This window comes from Pseudomonas sp. NY15435, from assembly GCF_048068295.1.
GTDB lineage: Bacteria > Pseudomonadota > Gammaproteobacteria > Pseudomonadales > Pseudomonadaceae > Pseudomonas.
Genome location: NZ_JBLUQA010000022.1, coordinates 1 through 20,221, shown reverse-complemented (window position 1 = coordinate 20,221; position 20,221 = coordinate 1). Strand labels below are relative to the sequence as shown.

Annotated in this window: 20 protein-coding genes and 1 pseudogene; 12 read left to right on the top strand and 9 right to left on the bottom strand. The window is 65.8% G+C overall.

The window, feature by feature from the left end; all coding sequences use genetic code 11:
• Positions 1 to 95: 95 nt before the first annotated feature.
• Positions 96 to 989 (bottom strand): LysR family transcriptional regulator, encoded by an 894-nt coding sequence (locus tag ACNFH5_RS30020; protein ID WP_416752498.1) that lies wholly within the window; start codon positions 987 to 989, stop codon positions 96 to 98.
• Positions 990 to 1,109: 120 nt separating this feature from the next.
• Between ACNFH5_RS30020 and ACNFH5_RS30015 the strand changes: the two genes are divergently transcribed.
• The 9 genes from ACNFH5_RS30015 (at position 1,110) to ACNFH5_RS29975 (ending at position 11,860) form a co-directional block, all read left to right on the top strand.
• Positions 1,110 to 2,600 (top strand): aldehyde dehydrogenase family protein, encoded by a 1,491-nt coding sequence (locus ACNFH5_RS30015; RefSeq protein ID WP_416752496.1) that lies wholly within the window; start codon positions 1,110 to 1,112, stop codon positions 2,598 to 2,600.
• Positions 2,601 to 2,770: 170 nt separating this feature from the next.
• Entirely contained in the window at positions 2,771 to 4,054 is a 1,284-nt protein-coding gene (locus ACNFH5_RS30010; RefSeq protein ID WP_416752494.1) for an NAD(P)/FAD-dependent oxidoreductase, read from the top strand.
• Positions 4,055 to 4,466: 412 nt separating this feature from the next.
• Positions 4,467 to 5,603 (top strand): branched-chain amino acid ABC transporter substrate-binding protein, encoded by a 1,137-nt coding sequence (locus tag ACNFH5_RS30005; protein WP_416752492.1) that lies wholly within the window; start codon positions 4,467 to 4,469, stop codon positions 5,601 to 5,603.
• 136 nt (positions 5,604 to 5,739) lie between these two features.
• Positions 5,740 to 6,654 (top strand): ABC transporter permease subunit, encoded by a 915-nt coding sequence (locus tag ACNFH5_RS30000; protein WP_054906392.1) that lies wholly within the window; start codon positions 5,740 to 5,742, stop codon positions 6,652 to 6,654.
• Positions 6,655 to 6,656: 2 nt separating this feature from the next.
• Entirely contained in the window at positions 6,657 to 7,961 is a 1,305-nt protein-coding gene (gene livM, locus ACNFH5_RS29995; RefSeq protein ID WP_416752490.1) for a high-affinity branched-chain amino acid ABC transporter permease LivM, read from the top strand.
• Positions 7,958 to 8,833 (top strand): ABC transporter ATP-binding protein, encoded by an 876-nt coding sequence (locus ACNFH5_RS29990; protein ID WP_024765989.1) that lies wholly within the window; start codon positions 7,958 to 7,960, stop codon positions 8,831 to 8,833. The genes livM and ACNFH5_RS29990 overlap by 4 nt, the downstream gene beginning before the upstream one ends.
• Positions 8,830 to 9,546, top strand: a complete 717-nt coding sequence (locus tag ACNFH5_RS29985) for an ABC transporter ATP-binding protein (RefSeq protein ID WP_045216300.1) — start codon at positions 8,830 to 8,832, stop codon at positions 9,544 to 9,546. Before ACNFH5_RS29990 ends, ACNFH5_RS29985 begins: the two co-directional genes overlap by 4 nt.
• Before the next feature lie 111 nt (positions 9,547 to 9,657).
• Positions 9,658 to 10,581 (top strand): ornithine cyclodeaminase family protein, encoded by a 924-nt coding sequence (locus ACNFH5_RS29980; RefSeq protein WP_416752487.1) that lies wholly within the window; start codon positions 9,658 to 9,660, stop codon positions 10,579 to 10,581.
• A 514-nt stretch (positions 10,582 to 11,095) separates the two neighbouring features.
• Positions 11,096 to 11,860: an SDR family oxidoreductase gene (locus ACNFH5_RS29975; protein WP_416752485.1), complete on the top strand. Its 765-nt coding sequence runs from the start codon at positions 11,096 to 11,098 to the stop codon at positions 11,858 to 11,860.
• Between the two features lie 245 nt (positions 11,861 to 12,105).
• On the opposite strand, the gene ACNFH5_RS29970 is transcribed toward ACNFH5_RS29975, so the two are convergent.
• From ACNFH5_RS29970 to ACNFH5_RS29950, 5 genes are all read right to left on the bottom strand, one after another.
• Positions 12,106 to 12,678: a HupE/UreJ family protein gene (locus tag ACNFH5_RS29970; protein WP_416752483.1), complete on the bottom strand. Its 573-nt coding sequence runs from the start codon at positions 12,676 to 12,678 to the stop codon at positions 12,106 to 12,108.
• Between the two features lie 26 nt (positions 12,679 to 12,704).
• Positions 12,705 to 13,319: an urease accessory protein UreG gene (gene ureG, locus ACNFH5_RS29965; RefSeq protein ID WP_416752481.1), complete on the bottom strand. Its 615-nt coding sequence runs from the start codon at positions 13,317 to 13,319 to the stop codon at positions 12,705 to 12,707.
• Positions 13,320 to 13,329: 10 nt separating this feature from the next.
• The gene (locus tag ACNFH5_RS29960) at positions 13,330 to 13,998 is read right to left on the bottom strand and encodes an urease accessory protein UreF (protein ID WP_416752553.1); all 669 of its coding nucleotides are present in this window, start codon (positions 13,996 to 13,998) and stop codon (positions 13,330 to 13,332) included.
• A 109-nt stretch (positions 13,999 to 14,107) separates the two neighbouring features.
• The gene (ureE, locus tag ACNFH5_RS29955) at positions 14,108 to 14,608 is read right to left on the bottom strand and encodes an urease accessory protein UreE (RefSeq protein ID WP_416752479.1); all 501 of its coding nucleotides are present in this window, start codon (positions 14,606 to 14,608) and stop codon (positions 14,108 to 14,110) included.
• Between the two features lie 272 nt (positions 14,609 to 14,880).
• The gene (locus ACNFH5_RS29950; RefSeq protein WP_416752477.1) at positions 14,881 to 15,516 is read right to left on the bottom strand and encodes a TetR family transcriptional regulator; all 636 of its coding nucleotides are present in this window, start codon (positions 15,514 to 15,516) and stop codon (positions 14,881 to 14,883) included.
• A gap of 154 nt (positions 15,517 to 15,670) precedes the next feature.
• Here ACNFH5_RS29950 and ACNFH5_RS29945 point away from each other — a divergent pair, with 154 nt between their 5' ends.
• Positions 15,671 to 16,771: a ferredoxin reductase gene (locus ACNFH5_RS29945; protein ID WP_416752475.1), complete on the top strand. Its 1,101-nt coding sequence runs from the start codon at positions 15,671 to 15,673 to the stop codon at positions 16,769 to 16,771.
• Between the two features lie 8 nt (positions 16,772 to 16,779).
• On the top strand, positions 16,780 to 17,856 hold the full coding sequence (locus ACNFH5_RS29940) for a fatty acid desaturase family protein (RefSeq protein ID WP_416752473.1): 1,077 nt from the start codon (positions 16,780 to 16,782) through the stop codon (positions 17,854 to 17,856).
• Positions 17,857 to 17,862: 6 nt separating this feature from the next.
• Here ACNFH5_RS29940 and ACNFH5_RS29935 read toward each other — a convergent pair whose 3' ends face one another.
• Positions 17,863 to 18,078: a hypothetical protein gene (locus ACNFH5_RS29935; RefSeq protein WP_296289626.1), complete on the bottom strand. Its 216-nt coding sequence runs from the start codon at positions 18,076 to 18,078 to the stop codon at positions 17,863 to 17,865.
• Positions 18,079 to 18,190: 112 nt separating this feature from the next.
• Positions 18,191 to 18,433 carry a DUF6868 family protein gene (locus ACNFH5_RS29930; RefSeq protein WP_416752471.1) on the bottom strand — a complete coding sequence of 81 codons (243 nt, stop codon included), beginning with the start codon at positions 18,431 to 18,433 and terminating at the stop codon, positions 18,191 to 18,193.
• A 216-nt stretch (positions 18,434 to 18,649) separates the two neighbouring features.
• Between ACNFH5_RS29930 and ACNFH5_RS29925 the strand changes: the two genes are divergently transcribed.
• Complete coding sequence (locus ACNFH5_RS29925) at positions 18,650 to 19,960, top strand: MFS transporter (protein ID WP_416752469.1); 1,311 nt, start codon at positions 18,650 to 18,652, stop codon at positions 19,958 to 19,960.
• Positions 19,961 to 20,041: 81 nt separating this feature from the next.
• Here the strand turns inward: ACNFH5_RS29925 and ACNFH5_RS29920 are convergent.
• Positions 20,042 to 20,221 (bottom strand): annotated as a pseudogene (locus ACNFH5_RS29920) (phage infection protein); the annotation flags it as partial.

The window sequence follows — 20,221 nt, the reverse complement described above, 5'->3', positions numbered from 1 at the left end:
GTTCTCGGGGGAGTGCGGAGTTGGGCGTTCCCTCTCCCTAACCCTCTCCCTGAAGGGAGAGGGTTAGGGAGAGGGCGCCCCCGACCGCACAGAAATCATCCCTCCATCCGCTCCCCGATCCACTCCACAAACGCCCTGACCTTGGGCACCGCCGCCGCATGCTCGGGGTACGCCAGGTAGTACCCGTTGCGGCTCTGCAGCCCGTGCTCCCAGGCGATCACCAGCTTGCCCTCGCTCAGCTCCTCTTCCACCAGGAAGCGCGGCAACAGCGCCACGCCGCAGCCGGCCTGGGCAGCGCGAATGCACATGTAGAAGGTGTCGAAGCGCGGTCCGTGGTAGCTGTGCTCGCTGTGCTGGCCGAGGCTTAAGAACCACTCGTGCCACGCTTCCTGACGCGTGGCGTTCTGCAGCAGGACCAGGTCTGCCAGTTGGGTCGGGTCGGTCAGCGGCTGCGCCGGCAGGATCGCCGGAGAGCACACCGGCACCATTTCTTCGCCGAACAGCGCCACGCACTCCGCGCCGGGCAGGGTGGCGGCACCGAAGAAGAAGGCGATATCGCAACGCGACTGCAACAGGTCGCCGGGCTCCAGCTCCTGGCGCAGGTCCAGGTGGATGTTCGGGTGGCGATGGCGCCAGCCGTTCAGCCGCGGGATCAGCCAGCGCGCGCCAAAGGTCGGCGGCGTCGCCACGCGCAGCACTTCGGTTTCGCCGCCATAGGACAGCAGGTAATGGGTGGATATCTCTACCTGCGTAAGGATCTTGCGCACTTCCACCAGGTACAGGTCGCCCGCCGGTGTGAGTTGCAGGCGGCGACGCACGCGGCGAAACAGCAGGTGCTGGAGCATTTCCTCCAATTGAGCGACCTGCTTGCTGACTGCGCTCTGGGTCAGGTTCAGCTCTTCGGAAGCGCGGGTAAAACTCAGGTGCCGTGCCACCGCTTCGAAGCATTGCAGGGCGGTCATGGACGGCAGGTGGCGTTTGCTCAGCATGGCGGGCAGTTCATGAATTTACGGAATGATGTGCATAGGAAACGTTGTTTGTTGTGCCCAGGCAAGCCAGTTATTACTTCCGGCATTCCATAAGGTCATCCGAAACAAACAGGAGTCCGCATGATTTCCGCACTGCTCGAATCCCTCGGCGTCGATTCTCGCCTGGCCACCGGTGGCGATCAGGTCATCCACTCTCCCATCGACGGCAGCCGCCTGGGCGCGGTGCGCCTGGAAAGCGCCGCCGAGGTAGAACAGAAGGTCGGTCGCGCCGCCCATGCCTTCGACGCCTGGCGCAAGGTGCCGGCGCCGCGCCGTGGCGAGCTGGTGCGGCTGTTCGGCGAGGAGCTGCGGGCGAGCAAGGCGGCGCTGGGCGAGCTGGTGTCCTGGGAGGCCGGCAAGATCACCCAGGAAGGTCAGGGCGAAGTGCAGGAGATGATCGACATCTGCGACTTCGCCGTCGGCCTGTCGCGCCAGCTCTACGGCCTGACCATCGCCTCCGAGCGCCCCGGCCACCACATGCGCGAGAGCTGGCACCCGCTGGGCGTGGTCGGGGTGATCAGCGCGTTCAACTTCCCGGTCGCGGTGTGGTCCTGGAACACCGCGCTGGCGCTGGTCTGCGGCAACTCGGTGGTGTGGAAACCGTCGGAGAAAACCCCGCTCACCGCGCTGGCCTGCCAGGCACTGTTCGAGCGTGCACTGAAGAAATTTGGCGATGCGCCGGAATACTTGAGCCAGGTGGTGGTCGGCGATCGCAGCGCCGGCGAAGCGCTGGTGGACGACGTCCGCGTCGCCCTGGTCAGCGCCACCGGCAGCACCCGCATGGGCCGTGAAGTCGGCCCGCGCGTAGCGGCTCGCTTCGGCCGCAGCATCCTCGAGCTGGGCGGCAACAACGCGATGATCCTCGCGCCCAGCGCCGACCTCGATATGGCCGTGCGCGCCGTGCTGTTCAGCGCCGTCGGCACCGCCGGGCAGCGCTGTACCACGCTGCGCCGGCTGATTGCCCACGAGTCGGTGAAGGACGAGTTCGTCAGCCGCTTGAAGACGGCCTATGCCAAGGTGCGCATCGGTCATCCGCTGGAAGGCAACCTGATCGGTCCGCTGATCGACGAGCGCAGCTTCCTGGCCATGCAGGGCGCGCTGGAGCAGGCGCGCGGCGAGGGCGGTGTGGTGTTCGGCGGCGAGCGCCAGTTGGCTGAGCAATTCCCCGAGGCCTATTACGTGTCGCCGGCCATCGTCGAGATGCCCGAGCAGAGTGACGTGGTGCGCAGCGAAACCTTCGCGCCGATCCTCTACGTGGTGCCCTACAAGGACTTCAACGATGCGGTAGCGCTGAACAACGGCGTGCCGCAAGGCCTGTCGTCCTGCATCTTCACCACCGACCTGCGCGAGGCCGAGGCCTTCGTCTCGGCGGTGGGCAGCGACTGCGGCATCGCCAACGTCAACATCGGTCCGAGCGGCGCGGAGATCGGCGGGGCCTTCGGCGGCGAGAAGGAAACCGGCGGCGGCCGCGAATCTGGCTCCGACGCCTGGAAGGGCTACATGCGCCGGCAGACCAACACCGTGAACTACTCGCGGGAACTGCCGCTGGCCCAGGGCATAGTCTTCGACTGATCGCACCGGGGCCATGGGCCCCTGTAGGAGCGAGCTTGCTCGCGAACGGAGTCCGGCTGGACTTCGGCGCGATGCGGTTCGCGAGCAAGCTCGCTCCTACAGCCACCCCGGCCCACGAACGGGCCTGAAGTACAGAGTCATTCACAAGGTTCGCGTAGAAGGATCGCTGGATGTCGCTTCGCCAAGAGTGTTTGTGGGAATACCTGACGCCCGCCCGCCCGGAAGCTCCGGAGCTGCGCGGGGATCGCAAGGTCGATGTGTGTGTCATCGGCGCGGGCTTCACCGGCCTGTCCGCCGCGCTGCATCTGCTGGAGCGGGGCCAGAAGGTCTGCGTTCTGGAAGCCCACACCACCGGGCACGGTGGCTCGGGGCGTAACGTCGGGCTGGTCAACGCCGGCCTGTGGATTCCCCCGGACGAGATCGAAGCGGGCATGGGCGCGGAGATCGGTCAGCGGGTCAACCGCATGCTCGGCAACGCGCCCTCGCTGGTGTTCTCGCTGATCGACAAGTACGCCATCGATTGCCAGGCGCGCCGCGAAGGCACGCTGCACATGGCGCACAACGCCCGTGGCCTGGCCGACCTGCGCAGCCGCTGCGAACAATGGGGGCGCCGCGGCGCTCCTGTTGAGTTGCTCACCGGCGCCGACTGTGAACAAGCCTGCGGCACTGACAAGATCGCCGGCGCGCTGCTGGACCGCCGCGCCGGTACGCTCAACCCCATGGCCTACGTCAGCGGCCTCGCCCGCGCGGTGGTCGGTCTGGGTGGCGAGCTGTATCACCATTCCCCGGTGGTTGGCCTGGTGCGCGTCGGCAGCGCGTGGAACGTGATCACCGCCGGTGGCGTGGTCACCGCCGACAAGGTGGTGATCGCCTCCAGCGCTTACACCGAGGGTGAGTGGACGCAGCTGCGCCGTACCTTCTTCCCCGGCTACTACTACCAGGTCGCCTCGCGCCCGCTGGAGGGCGCGGAAGCTGCGCGCATCCTGCCGGGCGGGCAGGGCTCCTGGGATACCCGCCAGGTGCTCAGCAGCATCCGCCGTGACGCCGACGGCCGCCTGCTGCTCGGCAGCCTCGGCAAGGGCACCGGCAAGCCGGCGTGGTTCCTGAAAAGCTGGGCGGACCGCATCCAGCAGCACTACTTCCCGAAGCTGGGCAAGGTGGACTGGGAGTTCACCTGGACCGGCTGCATCGACTTCACCCCCGACCACCTCATGCGCCTGTTCGAGCCGGCGCCGGGGCTGGTCGCCATGAGCGGCTACAACGGTCGTGGCGTCACCACCGGCACAGTGGTGGGCAAGGCCTTCGCCGACTTTCTGCTGGACGGTGACGCCAGCGCCTTGCCGATGCCGCTGCGGCCTATGGAGGAAATCTCCGCGGTTGGCCTGCGCAGCTGTCTGTACGAAGCCGGCTTCTCCCTCTACCACGCCGGGCAGTGCCTGCGGGTGGTGATCTGAGACGGTTCAAAGTGGGGCGCGCGCCGCCCCGGTTTGACCCACCAACGCTCGCTGCACTTTGGTCTAGCCTCTTATGGTGCGTTACCCCGACGGGTCTGCACCGCGGATGTGCAGTTCGGTGACAGCGACGGTTACGGTTGGGGTTGCGCCTGTGGTGGCTGGAAAAAGCCAGCTCACGGGAAGGTTGGTTGCACCCTGCTGCCTGTTCGGTTGCACCTTTTTCTTTCAATGGGTTGCACGTGTCTAGCGCTTGATGTCTGCCAGCTTGCGCTGTTTTCGCTGTAGGACTTGGTTAATAACAAAAACGAATGGCACGCCGCTTGCTGTCGATATCTCGCTGAATCGCTTAAACGAGAAATCGCCAACAAGAAACACAACGCGCCATTACAAAAACCCTCAGGAGCAAAACTCCATGTCGCAGAAGATTTTCAGAAAAGGCTTTCTGGCTCTGGCGGTAACCACCGCACTGGGTGTGTCTTCCGTAGTACAGGCCGATGTCGTTATCGGGGTAGCAGGTCCGCATACCGGGGCGAACGCCTCGTTCGGGGAACAGTACTGGCGTGGGGCTAGCCAGGCCGCGGAAGACATCAACGCCGCTGGCGGTATCAATGGCGAGAAGATCAAGCTGGTGAAGGCGGACGACGCCTGCGAGCCGAAACAGGCCGTGGCCGTGGCCAACCGCCTGGTCGACCAGGACAAGGCGGTCGCCGTGGTCGGCCACTTCTGCTCCTCCTCCACCATCCCCGCCTCGGAGGTCTACGACGAGGCCGGCGTCATCGCCATCACCCCCGGTTCCACCAACCCGCAGGTCACCGAGCGCGGTCTCTCCGGCATGTTCCGCATGTGCGGCCGTGACGACCAGCAGGGCGTGGTCGCCGGCGATTACATCGTCGACGTGCTGAAGGCCAAGAAGGTCGCGGTGATCCATGACAAGGACACCTACGGCCAGGGCCTGGCGGACGCCACCAAGGCGCAGCTGAACAAGCGCGGCGTGAAGGAAGTGCTGTACGAAGGCCTGACCCGCGGCGAGAAGGACTTCAACGCCCTGGTCACCAAGATCCGCGCTTCGGGCGCCGAGGTCGTCTACTTCGGCGGCCTGCACCCGGAAGCCGGCCCGCTGGTCCGTCAGATGCGCGAGCAGGGCCTGACCGCCAAGTTCATGTCCGATGACGGCATCGTCACCGACGAACTGGTCACCACCGCTGGCGGCCCGCAATACGTCAAGGGCGTGCTGATGACCTTCGGCGCCGACCCGCGCCTGATCCCGGACGGCAAGGCCGTGGTGGAGAAATTCCGCGCCAACGGTTTCGAGCCCGAGGGTTACACCCTCTACGCCTACTCCTCGGTTCAGGCCCTGGCCGCCGCCTTCAATGGCGCCGGCAAGACCGACCCGGCCAAGGCCAGCGAGTGGCTGAAATCACACCCGGTCGCCACCGTCATGGGCCAGAAGGAATGGGACAAGAAGGGCGACCTGAAAGTCTCCGACTACGTGGTCTACGAGTGGGATGACAAGGGCAAGTACCACCAGCTCGACGCGATGAAGAAGTAAGCCCGCCTGACCGGCCGGCGCCGCTACCCGCGGCGCCGGCTTCCCCGCAGGTCGGCGGTACGCGCGCAGCTGGTCACAAGCCGGTGATTGCGCGAGCCGTCAGCCTTTCCTGCCCTGCTTGCGCGAGTACCCAATCGTGGACGGTATCTTTCTTCAGCAAATGATCAACGGGCTGACCCTGGGGTCGGTCTACGGTCTGATCGCCATCGGCTATACGATGGTCTACGGCATCATCGGCATGATCAACTTCGCCCACGGCGAGGTGTACATGATCTCTGCCTATCTCTCCGCGGTGGGCCTGGCCCTGCTGGCCTTCTTCGGCCTGCAGTCGTTCCCGCTGCTGATCCTCGGCACGCTGGTCTTCACCATCTTCGTCACCGGCGTGTACGGCTGGGTGATCGAGCGGATCGCCTACAAGCCGCTGCGCAACTCCACGCGCCTGGCTCCGCTGATCTCCGCCATCGGCATGTCGCTGATCCTGCAGAACTACGTGCAGTTGGCCCAGGGCCCGCGCCAGCAAGGCGTGCCGACCCTGCTCGACGGCGCCTTCAAGTTCCACATCGGCGAAGGCTTCGTGCAACTGACCTACACCAAGGTGTTCATCCTCATCGCCGCCTTCGTCGGCATGGGCGTGCTGACCTACGTGATCCAGTACACCAAGCTGGGGCGCATGTGCCGCGCCACCCAGCAGGACCGCAAGATGGCCTCGATCCTGGGGATCAACACCGACCGGGTGATCTCCTACGTGTTCGTCATCGGCGCCGCCATGGCCGCGCTGGCCGGCGTGCTGATCACCATGAACTACGGCACCTTCGACTTCTACGCCGGCTTCATCATCGGCATCAAGGCATTCACCGCCGCGGTGCTCGGCGGCATCGGCTCGCTGCCCGGCGCCATGCTTGGCGGGCTGATCCTGGGCGTGGCCGAGGCGCAGTTCTCCGGCATGGTGAACACCGACTTCAAGGACGTGTTCGCCTTCGGCCTGCTGGTGACCATCCTGATCTTCCGACCGCAAGGGCTCCTGGGTCGTCCCCAGGTATCGAAGGTGTAAGCATGACGTCCGTTACCCAGACCTCTGCCGCGCCGAAAGCAGCGCGCATCGATATCCGGAAGAGCCTCGTCGACACCGTCCTCGCCGGTCTGATCGCCCTGATCGTGTTTGGCCCCATCGTCGGCATCGTGCTCGATGGCTACAGCTTCAAGGTCGAACCGGTCCGCCTTGCCTGGATGATCGGCGCGGTGATGCTCGGCCGCCTGCTGCTCAGCCTGTTCCTGCAGACGCCCGCCGGCCTGCGCATCATGGATCGCTTCGAAAGCTCCGACTCGGGCATCAGCGTCCTGCCGCCGGGCTACAAGACGCGCCTGCGCTGGATAGTCCCGCTGGTGATCCTCGCCGCGGTGATCTTCCCGTTCTTCGCCAGCAAGTACCTGCTCACCGTGATCATCCTCGGGCTGATCTACGTGCTGCTGGGCCTGGGCCTGAACATCGTGGTCGGCCTCGCCGGGTTGCTCGATCTGGGCTACGTGGCCTTCTACGCCATCGGCGCCTACGGCCTCGCGCTGGGTTACCAGTACCTCGGCCTGGGCTTCTGGACGGTGCTGCCGCTGGCGGCCATCGTCGCCGCGCTGGCGGGAGCGTTATTGGGCTTCCCCGTGCTGAGGATGCACGGGGACTACCTGGCCATCGTGACCCTGGGCTTCGGCGAGATCATCCGCCTGATCCTCAACAACTGGCTGTCCTTCACCGGTGGCCCGAACGGCATGCCGGTGCCGTCGCCGACTTTCTTCGGCCTCGAGTTCGGTCGCCGGGCGAAGGAGGGCGGCACGCCTATCCACGAGTTCCTCGGCATCGATTACAACCAGAACTTCAAGTTCCTGTTCATCTACGTGGTGCTCTTCCTGGTGGTGCTACTGGTGCTCTACATCAAGCACCGCCTGACCCGCATGCCGGTCGGTCGCGCCTGGGAGGCCCTGCGCGAGGACGAGATCGCCTGCCGCGCCATGGGCCTGAACCACGTGCTGGTGAAACTCTCGGCGTTCATGCTCGGTGCCTCCACCGCAGGTCTGGCCGGCGTGTTCTTCGCCAGCTACCAGGGCTTCGTCAACCCGTCGTCCTTCACCTTCTTCGAGTCGGCGCTGATCCTCGCCATCGTGGTGCTGGGCGGCATGGGGTCGACGGTCGGCGTGGTGATCGCTGCCTTCGTCCTCACTGTCGCGCCGGAACTGCTGCGCAGCTTCGCCGACTACCGCGTGCTGCTGTTCGGCATCCTCATGGTGCTGATGATGATCTGGCGTCCGCGCGGGCTGATCCGCATCAGCCGTAGCGGCTTTGCCGTACGCAAGGGGGTGGCGCCATGAGCGGTGACAAGATCCTCAGCGTCGAGCACCTGATGATGCATTTCGGCGGCATCAAGGCGCTCAACGACGTCAACCTCGACGTGGAGCGCGGCTCCATCACTGCGCTGATCGGCCCCAACGGCGCTGGCAAGACCACGGTGTTCAACTGCCTCACCGGCTTCTACAAGGCCACTGGCGGCAACATCCTGCTCAACACCCAGGGCGGCACCACCGACGTCATCAAGGTGCTCGGCCAGCCGTTCCAGGGCGGCGACTTCGTCAACCCGGCGCAGTTCGGCAACCGCCTCTACTACAAGATGTTCGGCGGCACCCACCTGGTGAACCGCGCGGGCCTTGCGCGCACCTTCCAGAACATCCGGTTGTTCCGCGAGATGTCGGTGGTGGAGAACCTGCTGGTGGCCCAGCACATGTTCGTCAACCGCAACCTCATCGCCGGCGTGCTCAATACCCCCGGCTACCGACGCGCGGAAAGCGAAGCGCTGGACCACGCCTTCTACTGGCTGGAAGTGGTGGACCTGGTGGATTGCGCCAACCGCCTGGCCGGCGAGATGTCCTACGGGCAGCAGCGTCGCCTGGAGATCGCCCGCGCCATGTGCACGCGGCCCGAGCTGATCTGCCTCGACGAACCGGCTGCTGGCCTCAACCCCGCTGAAACCCAGGCGCTGGCGCGCATCGTTCGCTACCTGCGTGACCACCACGGCATCACCGTGCTGCTGATCGAGCACGACATGGGCATGGTGATGAACATCTCCGACCACATCATCGTGCTCGACCACGGCGTGGTCATCGCCCGTGGCGGCCCGGAGGAGATTCGCCACAACGACAAGGTCATTGCCGCCTATCTCGGCGCAGACGAAGAGGAGCTGGCATGACGGCGCCGATGTTGGAATTCCGTGAGGTCGATGTGTTCTACGGGCCGATCCAGGCGCTGAAGAAAGTCTCGCTGACCGTCAACGAAGGGGAGACCGTGGCGCTGATCGGCGCCAACGGCGCGGGCAAGTCGACGCTGCTGATGTCGATCTTCGGCCAGCCCCGCGCGGCCGGCGGCGCGATCCTCTACAAGGGCCAGGATATCCGCCACAAGTCCGCGCACTACGTGGCCTCCAACGGCATTGCGCAGTCGCCGGAAGGGCGCCGGGTGTTCCCCGACATGACGGTGGAGGAGAACCTGCTGATGGGTACCATCCCCATCGGCATGGACCACGCTCAGGAAGACATGCAGCGCATGTTCGATCTCTTCCCGCGCCTGAAGGAGCGGCGCAACCAGCGCGCCATGACCATGTCCGGCGGTGAGCAGCAGATGCTCGCCATCGCCCGCGCGCTGATGAGCCGGCCCAAGCTGCTGCTGCTCGACGAACCCTCGCTGGGCCTGGCGCCCATCGTGGTCAAGCAGATATTCCAGACCCTGCGCGAGCTGGCGCAGAGCGGAATGACGCTGTTCCTCGTGGAGCAGAACGCCAACCATGCGCTGAAGCTGTCGGACCGTGGCTACGTGATGGTCAACGGTGAAATCCGCCTGAGCGGCACGGGCGCGGAATTGCTGGGTAACCAGGAGGTTCGCAACGCGTATCTGGGTGGGCACTGACACCGTCGCCTTTCGTAGGAGCGAGCTTGCTCGCGAACATCTCCGCAGCGGGGCTTGTTCGCGAGCAAGCTCGCTCCTACAGGTTCTTCGCCGCTTTGTAGAGGGGTTTCCATGCAAGACCTCCGCTTCCTCACCAACGCCGACGTCGCCCAGCGCCTGGGTTATCCCCAACTGATCGAAGCCCTGCGCATCGGCCTGGCCGGCGCCTGCGAAGCGCCGGTGCGCGGTTGCCACGAACTCCCCGAAAACGCCTCGCTGCTGACCATGCCGGTGTGGCGGCCGGGGCAGGACATCGGCGTGAAACTGGTCACCGTATTCCCCAATAACAGCGCGAAGAACCTGCCGGCGGTGGCCGCCTTGTTCTGCCTGTTCGACGGGCAGACCGGCCACCCCCTGGCGATGCTCGAAGCGTCGGAAATGACTGCGCGGCGCACCGCCTGCACCTCCGCACTGGCCGCCGATTACCTGGTGCGGCGCGATGCGCGACGGCTGTTGGTCGTTGGCAGTGGCACCCTGGCGCCGCATATGGTCCGCGCCCATTGCTCGGTGCGCGAGTACGAGGACATTGCCCTCTGGGGGCGCCAGGAAGACAAGGTGAACGCCCTGGTGAAGCAGCTGCAGGACGAGGGCTATCCCGCCCACGCCTGTGTCGATCTGCGAGGTGGCGTGGCGGCAGCGGATTGCATCAGTTGCGTCACCACCTCCCGCGAGCCAATCGTGCTCGGCGCATGGCTGCGTTCGGGTTGCCACCTCGATCTGGTCGGCGCCTTTCTTCCGAGCATGCGCGAGACCGACAGCGAAGCCGTGCGCCGTGCGCGTATCGTCGTCGATACCTGCGAAGGTGCGCGGGAGGAAGCGGGCGATCTGCTGATTCCCCTGGGCGAAGGCGTGATCGATGAGAGCGCCATTGGCTGCCAGTTGGCCGACCTCCTGCAGGGGCGCGGTGCACGCAAGGATGACAGCGAGATCACCCTGTTCAAGTCCGTCGGTTATGCACTGGAAGACCTGATCGCGGCGCGTCTGCTGGTCCTGTGAAGTTGTCCCGAAATTCTGTGGGCGGGGCTGTGGATAACGTCTGGGAGAACCTTGCGAGCCCGCGTCGCCACAGGCGCCGCCAAAGCCGCTCGATTTCTGTTCGATTGCCCTGCAACCCCTGTATGGATGGACAGGTACGGCTTCGCGGAAAAGTTCCGGGAAGCTGACAATTGTCCCCGTCTGCCGTTGAAAGACTTGTGGATAACCTTGGGAAGAACTTCTCCAGCGCAGCGGCGGCGCGGCTTGCAGGCAAGCGCTCGAAAATCGTCCAGCGGAAAACGCCATTCCGCTTGCCCACAGAAACCGTGGAGCAGCCTGTGGACAAGGTGGGTGCAGATCTCGGCGGGCCTTTAGCCATGGGGCTCTCAAGCGGCTGTTCGGGTTTTATCCAGCACGGCTGTAACGCAACGCGGCAGGCCCGGGCTGTTATGCTCGGCCGACCGACAAGAACGCGCACCGCACGAATCTCCGGCATGCACCGGTGACGGCGGCGCCAGCAAAGAGGATTTCAGTGATGACCACTCCCACCCTGTTCATTACCGGCGCCACCTCCGGCTTCGGCGAAGCCTGTGCACGGCGCTTCGCCCGTGATGGCTGGTCGCTGGTGATCACCGGCCGCCGCGAGGAGCGCCTGAACGCGCTGGCCCAGGAACTGTCCGCCGAGACCGACGTGCTGCCGCTGGTGCTCGACGTGCGTGACCGTGCCGCGATGACCGCCGCCGTGGACAGCCTGCCGGAGAAGTTCGCCAAGCTGCGTGGCCTGATCAACAACGCCGGCCTCGCCCTGGGCACAGACCCTGCGCAGGAGTGCGAGCTGGATGACTGGGACACCATGGTGGACACCAACATCAAGGGCCTGATGTACGCCACCCGCCTGCTGCTGCCGCGCCTGATCGCCCATGGCCCGGGCGCGAGCATCCTCAACCTGGGTTCGGTCGCCGGCCACTGGCCCTATCCGGGCGGTCACGTCTACGGCGCGACCAAGGCCTTCGTCGAGCAGTTCTCGCTGAACCTGCGCTGCGACCTGCAGGGCACCGGCGTGCGCGTCACCAACCTCGAGCCGGGCATGTGCGAGAGCGAGTTCTCCCTGGTGCGCTTCGGCGGCGACCAGGCGAAGTACGACAAGACCTACGCCGGCGCCGAGCCGATCCAGTCCGCGGACATTGCCGAGACCATCCACTGGATCATGAACCAGCCGCCGCACATCAACATCAATACCCTGGAGATCATGCCGGTGAGCCAGGCCTGGGCGGGGTTCTCGGTGCATCGCAAGGGGTGATGTATGGTCGGGTAACCGTCGCACTCAGGGGGGGCGTGCCGGGATTTCTCCCTCACCCCAGCCCTCTCCCAGAGGGAGAGGGGGCCGTCTGAGCCGGCTGACGCCGAGGCTTCATCCTGCACCAAACGGTCGTCTCACCCTCTGGGAGAGGGGGAGGGGCTTTTGATCTTGTAGGAGCGAGCTTGCTCGCGAACCAATCCCGCTGCGAGGCCGTTCGCGAGCAGCTCGCTCCTACAAAGAGCAGGTCAGCCGGCGAGCAGCCAGGCGCCGGCGCCTGCCGAGGCCAGGCCTGCGAAACGTATCAGCGGCGCCGCGGCCTGCGGCAGCACGCGAACCAGACCGTAACCCGCCGCATGCAGCGCGGCGGTCGCGCCGACGAAGCCGGCGGCGTACAGCCACGGGCTGCTCAGGTCCGGCAGTTCCAGCCCGTGCGCCACCCCGTGGGCGAGGGCGAACAGCGCCGTCGCGCCCATCGCCAGGAACAGCGGCGGACGCACCGCCAGCGCCACGCACAGGCCCAGCGCCAGTACCGAAGCGGCGATACCGGTCTCCATGAACGGAATCTCCAACCCCTCGAATCCCAGCAGGCCGCCGATCAGCATGGTGCCGACGAAGGTGCAGGGCAGCGCCAGTCGCGCGGCGCCTTGCTGCTGGGCGGCCCAGAGGCCGACGGCAACCATCGCCAGGAGATGGTCGAGGCCGGTGATGGGGTGGGCGATGCCGGCGATCAGGCCGTGGTCGCCGTGGCCCGGATGAGCGAAGGCCACCGCCGGGGTGAGGAACAGCGCCAGGCTGTAGAGGGCTTTACGCAGGGTCATGGTCACTCCTTGGTCTGTGGGTCTGTTCAGGCTGCGGTCAGCAGGCCCTGGCGCTCGATGAAAGCGATGATCTCGGCCAGGCCCTGGCCGGTCTTCTGGTTGCTGAACACGAACGGCTTCTCGCCGCGCATGCGGGTGGCGTCCTGGTCCATCACGTCCAGCGAGGCGCCCACCAGCGGGGCGAGGTCGATCTTGTTGATCACCAGCAGGTCGGACTTGCAGATGCCCGGCCCGCCCTTGCGCGGGATCTTGTCGCCGGCGGAGACGTCGATCACGTACAGCGTCAGGTCCGACAGCTCGGGGCTGAAGGTGGCCGAGAGGTTGTCGCCACCGGACTCCACCAGGATCAGGTCGAGGCCCGGAAAGCGGCGGTTGAGCTGATCCACGGCTTCGAGGTTGATCGAGGCGTCCTCGCGGATCGCCGTGTGCGGGCAGCCGCCGGTTTCCACGCCGATGATCCGCTCCGGCTCCAATGCCTCATTGCGCACCAGGAACTGCGCGTCTTCCTGGGTGTAGATGTCGTTGGTGACCACGGCGATGTTGTAGCGCTGACGCAGGGCGCGGCACAGCGCCAGGGTCAGGGCGGTCTTGCCGGAGCCCACCGGGCCGCCGATGCCGACGCGAAGGGGTTGAGAGTTCATGGCAGTTCTCCTAGGAGCGGAACAGACGGCTGTATTGGGTTTCGTGATTCATGCAGGCCAGCGCGAGACCGAAGGGCGCGCCGCCGTGGGGATCGTTTTCCAGCGCGGCCTGGCAGGCGGCGTCAAGTTCGGGAAGCAATTGCGAGGTAAGCTTCTGCGCGGCCAACTGGCCCAGCGGCAGGGTCTTCATCAGCACCGCCAACTGGTTCTCCAGCCAGCTCCACAGCCAGGCACCGAGGGCCTGTTCCGGGGAAAGCGCCCAGGCGCGGGCGGCCAGCGCCCAGGCGGCGGCGAAGGAGGGTTCGGCCTGCTCGGCGAGCCACAGGCGAGCGGGTTCGTCCAGTTCGGGCAGGGCTTCGAGCAACTGGCCGAGGGAGAAGCCCATCTGCCGGTTCTCCAGGCCCAGTTCGCGGGTTTCGCGGCTGGCGCGATGGCGCTCGGCGGCATCGCCCAGGGCGGCCCAGTCGGCGCTCTGCGCGGCGCGCAGCAATTCGGCCAGCAGCGGGCCTTCGAAGCGCGCGAGGTTGAGATGCAGTTGATCGACGAGCCAGGTGCGGGCGCCATCGGCGTCCTTCACCTGGCCCTGGTCGATGGCGCTTTCCAGCCCTTGCGAGTAGCTGTAGCCGCCGATGGGCAACTGCGGGCTGGCGAGGCGCAGCAGCGGCCAGAGGTTCGAGATTTCAGTCACGAGCGACTATCTGCCAGGGCATGCTGTTCGGCTCCCTCGCCCTTCGGAGCGGGGCGCGCAGCCGGGGTTGGGGAGAGGGTGCTAACCCGTTGCGCCGAGTTCACCGGCGCACTCCGAACTGATGCAGCTTCGGCGCGTAGTTGAACTGCTCTTCGCCGTGGTGCGAGTGATGATGCCCACCACCATAGGCGCCGTGCTCGGGCTGGAACGGCGCTTCGATGGCTTCCACCGTGGCGCCGAGCTGGTCGAGCATGGCCTTGAGCACGTAGTCGTCGAGCAGGCGCAGCCAGCCGTCGCCGACTTGCAGGGCGACGTGTCGATTGCCCAGGTGATAGGCCGCGCGGTTCAGCTCGCGGGCATTGGCGCAGGTGACGTGCAGCAGTTTCTCGGGCGCCGCGCAGACGCGTACCACGCGACCATCGTTGGCCAGCAGGCACTCGCCGTCGGCCAGCGGCGACTGGCCGCGCTCGAGGAACAGGCCGACGTCTTCACCGGTACTGGTGAAGCAGCGCAGGCGGCTCTTGCTGCGCGCTTCGTAGTTCAGGCGCAGCTCGGCGTCACAGTGTTCGCGGGGTTCGATTCGTTGGTGGATGACCAGCATGGCAGCGTCCGGCAGTAGCAATGACGGTGCTAGAGCAAGGGGCTTGCCAGCGCAGGTGCATGTCAGCGCTGGCGCGGGCTGGCGGGGTTGTCCGGGCGATCAGGAATGGTGCGCGTGGGCAAGGATGGTGCGCACGAAAACGGTGCGCACCAATGCGGGGCGATGCGGATCTTTGTAGGAGCGAGCTTGCTCGCGAACACATTCCGCAGTGCAGCGGTTCGCGAGCAAGCTCGCTCCTACAGGTCGGGCAGGGGGCGAAGGGCGGTCGGGGGTCAGGGCCGTGAACCGATCCCGGTCCAGTGCTTGGCGCCGATCATGATGAAGCGCAGCTGCTGGGTGATCTTGGCCTGGGGCGAGAGGTGCGTGGGCAGCGAGTCGGCCGGAGGGTCGATCAGCTCGGGCAGGGTGGCGAACACCGTCTTCACCACCAGGTCGGCGATCACGTCGATGTCCTGGGCGGTGAGGTGCGGCAGCTTGTTGAGCAGCGCCAGGTCGGCGGCCAGGTCGTCGGTGATGCGCTGGCGCAGAGCGCCCACGGCCTGGCGGATCGGGTGCGAACCGCCGTACTGCTCGCGGGCGAGGAAAAGGAACTGGGTGCGGTTGGCAGTGACGGCATCGAGGAAGATGCGCACCGACGCCTCGATCACGCCGCCCAGTTCGAACTCGTTGTGGCGCACCACGCGAAGGGTTTCGCGGAAGGTCTCGTCAACATCGGCGACCAGGGCGAGGCCGAGCTGGTCCATATCGGCGAAATGCCGGTAGAAGCCCGCCGGGACGATCCCCGCGGTTTTCGCCACTTCGCGCAGGCTCAGGGTGCCGAAGCCACGGCCGCTGTCCATCAGGCTGCGCGCGGCATCCATCAGGGCCAGGCGGGTCTGTTGTTTCTGTTCGGCGCGGGGAGTGGACATACGACTGGGCTATCCAAGGCGAAGGCGCAGGCACTCTAGCAAATGCCGCCTGGCGTTGGGGAAGTTCGTGATCAGTCCAGTGAACAGGTGTTGACTGAAAAGTCCTGTGCATGCGATTTTAAGTGAACACGTGTTTACTGTCTGGTGTTCGACCATGTCCCTGTTTCCCTTCGCCGGCCTGCGTTTCGTATCGCCGCTCTTGTCGCCGTTGCGTGCATTGGTGCATGGCCAGTGGCTGCGCGAGTCGGACATCGATGCCGTGCTGCGCGCCTGCAATAGCGGCTGGTCCTTGCAGCGCGTATTCGCGCGGGTCGAGGCGCGGCAGTGGGTGGCGGACGACATGCTCGAACTGCGCCTGCGCCCCAATGCGCACTGGCGTGGCGCGCGGCCCGGCCAACACCTGCAACTGTTCGTCGAGCGCGATGGAATTCGCCATAGCCGCAGCTACAGCCTGACCCGTGTCGCCGACGACGGCTGCCTGGAGTTCGCCGTGAAGTTGCAGCCGGGCGGGCGGATTTCTCCCTTCCTGCTGCAGCAACTCTGCGTCGGGGACGTGCTGGAACTGGGCCAGCCGGACGGCGACCTGAGCTGGCCAGCCGATGGCCAGGGCGTGCTGCTGCTCGCCGCCGGCAGTGGCCTGACGCCCTTGCTCGGTCTGCTCCGCGAGGCGCTGGCGCGCGGCTACAGCGGGCCGGTGACGCTGCTGCATTACGTCCGCGAGCGTGGCCAGAAGGCCTTCGTCGTTGGGCTGGAGGCGCTGGCGCGGCAATACCCGAACCTCGAACTGCGCTGGGCGCTGAGTGGTGATGCCGCACGGGAAGGCGAGCTGTCCGGGCGCCTGCAGCGTGATCACGTTGCTGATCTGGCTGGTCGTCATGTGCTGGCTTGCGGCCCCGGCGGCTTCGTCGAAACCGTGCGGCAGGTGCTGGGTGCGAGCAGCCGAAGTCTGCAGGTGGAAAGCTTCAGCCCGCCCGCCTGGGACGAGAACGAACCGGCCAAGTCAGTGACCCTGCGCTTTGCTCGCAGCGCACTGCAAGTGCAGGGCGACAGCCGTCGTAGCCTGCTGGAACAGGCTGAAGCCAGTGGCCTGCGCCCCGTACATGGTTGCCGCCAGGGCGTCTGCACCAGCTGCACCTGCACGCTGGTCAGCGGCTGTGTGCGTGACCTGCGCAGCGGCGAGCTGTTCAGCGAACCGGGCCAGCCCATCCGCATTTGCGTCAGCGCGCCCCAGGGCGACCTGGCCGTCGATCTCTAGGAGCTCTCATGCGCGAAGACCGCGACCTTACTGCCGCCGAGCTGGCGGCCTTCGGTGCCGAGCTGGACGCCCTGCGCCAGCGCACCCTGCACGACCTGGGCGAGAAAGACGCCCGCTACATCCGCCGCATCCGCGCGGTGGTGCGCTTCTGCTGCTGGAGCGGGCGCGCGTTGCTGATGGCCGGCTGGTTCCCGCCCACCTGGCTGCTGGGCACCTTTCTGCTCGGGCTGGGCAAGATCCTGGAGAACATGGAGCTGGGTCATAACGTCATACATGGCCAGTACGACTGGATGAACGATCCGGAGTTTTCCGGGCAGAACTACGAGTGGGACATCGTCGGCCCTTCGGACTTCTGGCGGCACACGCACAACCATGTGCATCACACCTACACCAACGTGCTGGGGATGGATGACGACGTTGGTTATGGCGTGGTGCGGCTGTTCCCCGAGCAGAAGTGGAAGCCGTTCTACCGCTGGCAGCCGATCTGGGTGACCCTCCAGGCGCTGCTGTTCCAGTACGCCGTGGCGGTGCAGCACCTGCGCCTGGACAAGTACGTGAAGGGGCGGATGAGCAAGGAAGAACTGCGCCCGTTGCTGCGCCAGTTCAACGCCAAGGTCGGGCGCCAGTGGGTGAAGGATTACCTGGTTTTCCCGCTGCTCGGGTTGTTCACGGGGGCCTGCGGCGCAGTGCTGCTGGGTAACGTCATCGCCAACCTGATGCGCAACCTGTGGACCTTCACCGTGATCTTCTGCGGCCACTTCACCGAGAAGGCGGCGGTGTTCCCGCCCGAGGTGCTGCAGGGCGAGACGCGCGGCCACTGGTACCTGCGCCAGTTGCGTGGGTCGAGCAATCTGGAAGGCGGCCCGCTCTTCCACATCCTCACCGGCAACCTCAGCCACCAGATCGAGCACCACCTCTACCCGGACCTGCCGGCACGCCGCTATGCGCAGCTGTCGAAGGAAGTGCAGGCGATTGCCGCGCGCTACGGCCAGACCTACAACAGCGGCCGGCTGTCGGCGCAGTTCGCCACGGTGCTCAAGCGCATCTGGGTCCATCGCCGGCCGACACAGCCGGCGGTCGCCTGAGCCGAATCAGGCACGGCGGGTCATCGGCGAGGCGATCTCCTCACGCAGGGCGCGCAACTCGGCGGCGTCCTGATTGAGATGGTGGATGGACTTGAGCAGCTTCTGTCGGAGCAGGTCATCCTGGACCTGTTCGACCGCCCGCATGACTTCCAGGGCCGTGGCCTCGTTGTTGGCGGCGACGGCGTCGAGAGTCTTTCGCAGGCTGCGGGTTGCGTGGTTCACGTTGGTGTTCTCCTGAAAACTGCACGCACCCTACGACCTGAGTATTTCCAATAAATTTCAACAAGTTGCTTTCCGATCGACGGTCATGATGTCGCACCAGTGGCGCATCGGTTCAGGAAAGCATGCACACCGCCAGCAGTGGCACCAGGTTGAGCAGCAGCACGCCGATCTTGTAGATCGCCATGCCGCCGTAATGAATGCCATCGAATTTCTCCACCGGCAGGGCGAACCAGCGGGTGTGCAGGCGATAGACGAAGTCGTGGGCGAGGGTAAAGGCGGCGAACCAGACCAGCAGGATGGCGTAGTTGATCAGGGTGCAGTAGAGCAGGAAGGGTTTCAGGTCCATGAGCGGCATGAGGATTCTCCGGCCACATACTGCATTGGAGTCGCCGCCGGGCGCAGGGTTTCACCGGTTGCCGGCGAGCGCGCGTCCGATAGCCGGGGCGCTGGCCGACGGCCATAATGCGGATCGCGGCAAAGCGTGTGATCTTTGCCTCACCTGCGCTGTCCGATGTCCGGGCGGTCGCCGATGCCGCCACAATCCCATCCCTCTCTGCCTGCCGGACTCGCCATGTTCAGCCCGCTCGTCACGTTCCCTGCGCTCTATACCGCCACGCTGTTGATGCTCGCCGGCTCCGGCCTGTTCACCACCTACATGGGCCTGCGCCTGACCCAGGAAGGCGTCAGCGACCTGTGGGTCGGCGGCCTGATGGCGGCCTACTATTTCGGCCTGGTGTGTGGCGGCAAGTTCGGCCACAAGCTGATCGCCGGCTTCGGCCATATCCGTTCCTACGTGGCCTGCGCCGGCATGGCGACGGTGATCGTGCTGATCCACGCGCTGGTCTCGCAGCTGGAGGTGTGGATCGTCCTGCGCTTCGTGATGGGCGCGGTGATGATGAACCAGTACATGGTCATCGAGAGCTGGCTCAACGAGCAGGCCGAAGGGCACCAGCGCGGCAAGGTGTTCGCCGGCTACATGGTGGCGGTGGACGCCGGCCTGGTGGTCGGCCAGGGCCTGCTGGCGCTGAGCCCGGCGCTGGATTACAAGCCGCTGCTGCTGGTCGCCATCTGTTTCTCGTCCTGCCTGATCCCGCTGGCGCTCACCCGCCGCGTCCACCCGGCCAAGCTGGTGGCGGCGCCGCTGGAGATCGGCTTCTTCTGGAAGCGCGTGCCGCAGTCGCTGGGCACCATCTTCGTCGCCGGTCTGATGGTCGGCGCCTTCTACGGCCTGGCGCCGGTGTATGCGGCACGCAATGGCCTGGACACATCACAGGCGAGTTTCTTCGTCGGCATGTGCATCGTCGCCGGCTTCTGCGCACAGTGGCCGCTGGGCTGGTTGTCGGACCGGGTGAACCGCAGTTGGCTGATCCGCGCCAACGCCTTGCTGCTGTGCCTGGCGGCGGTGCCGATGTGGGGCCTGATCGAGCTGCCCTATACCCTGCTGCTGGTGAACGGTTTCGTCACCGGCATGCTGCTGTTCACGCTCTACCCGCTGGCCGTGGCGCTGGGCAACGACCATGTCGAGCAATCGCGCCGCGTGGCGCTGTCGGCGATGCTGCTGACCACCTACGGCGTCGGTGCCTGTATCGGCCCGCTGTTCGCCGGCGCGATGATGCGCCACTTCGGCCCCGGCATGTTCTACATGCTGGTGTCGGCCTATGCGCTGATCCTGATCTTCTGGGTCCAGCCCAAGCGCGTCACCGGTGTGCACCGTGTCGACGAGGCGCCGCTGCACCACGTGGCGATGCCCGATACAGTCAGCCCAATGGCCGCGGCGCTGGACCCGCGCGTCGAGGAAGTGCCGGATGAGCTGGTGGTGGAAGCGCCGGCGACCATTGGCCGCTCCGATGGCGAGCCGGACAGCGCCGAGAACAAAAGCTGATCGCGCTCAGCGAATCGCGGAAATGAGAAAGCCCGGCAGATGCCGGGCTTTTCTTTCGCCTGTTCGGCGTATTTCGCTGGATCAGGAAACACGCTTCAGGTGGGCATCGAACACGGTGTCGCCACCGGACTCGGCGACCATGTTGCTGTGCAGTTTGTCGATGGTGTGCTCGGAGCCGTTCTCGGCCACGCGGACGTCATCCATTTGCTTGTGCAGGCGGTCGATGGTGCGTTCGGAACCGTTGTCGGCCACGCGGACGTC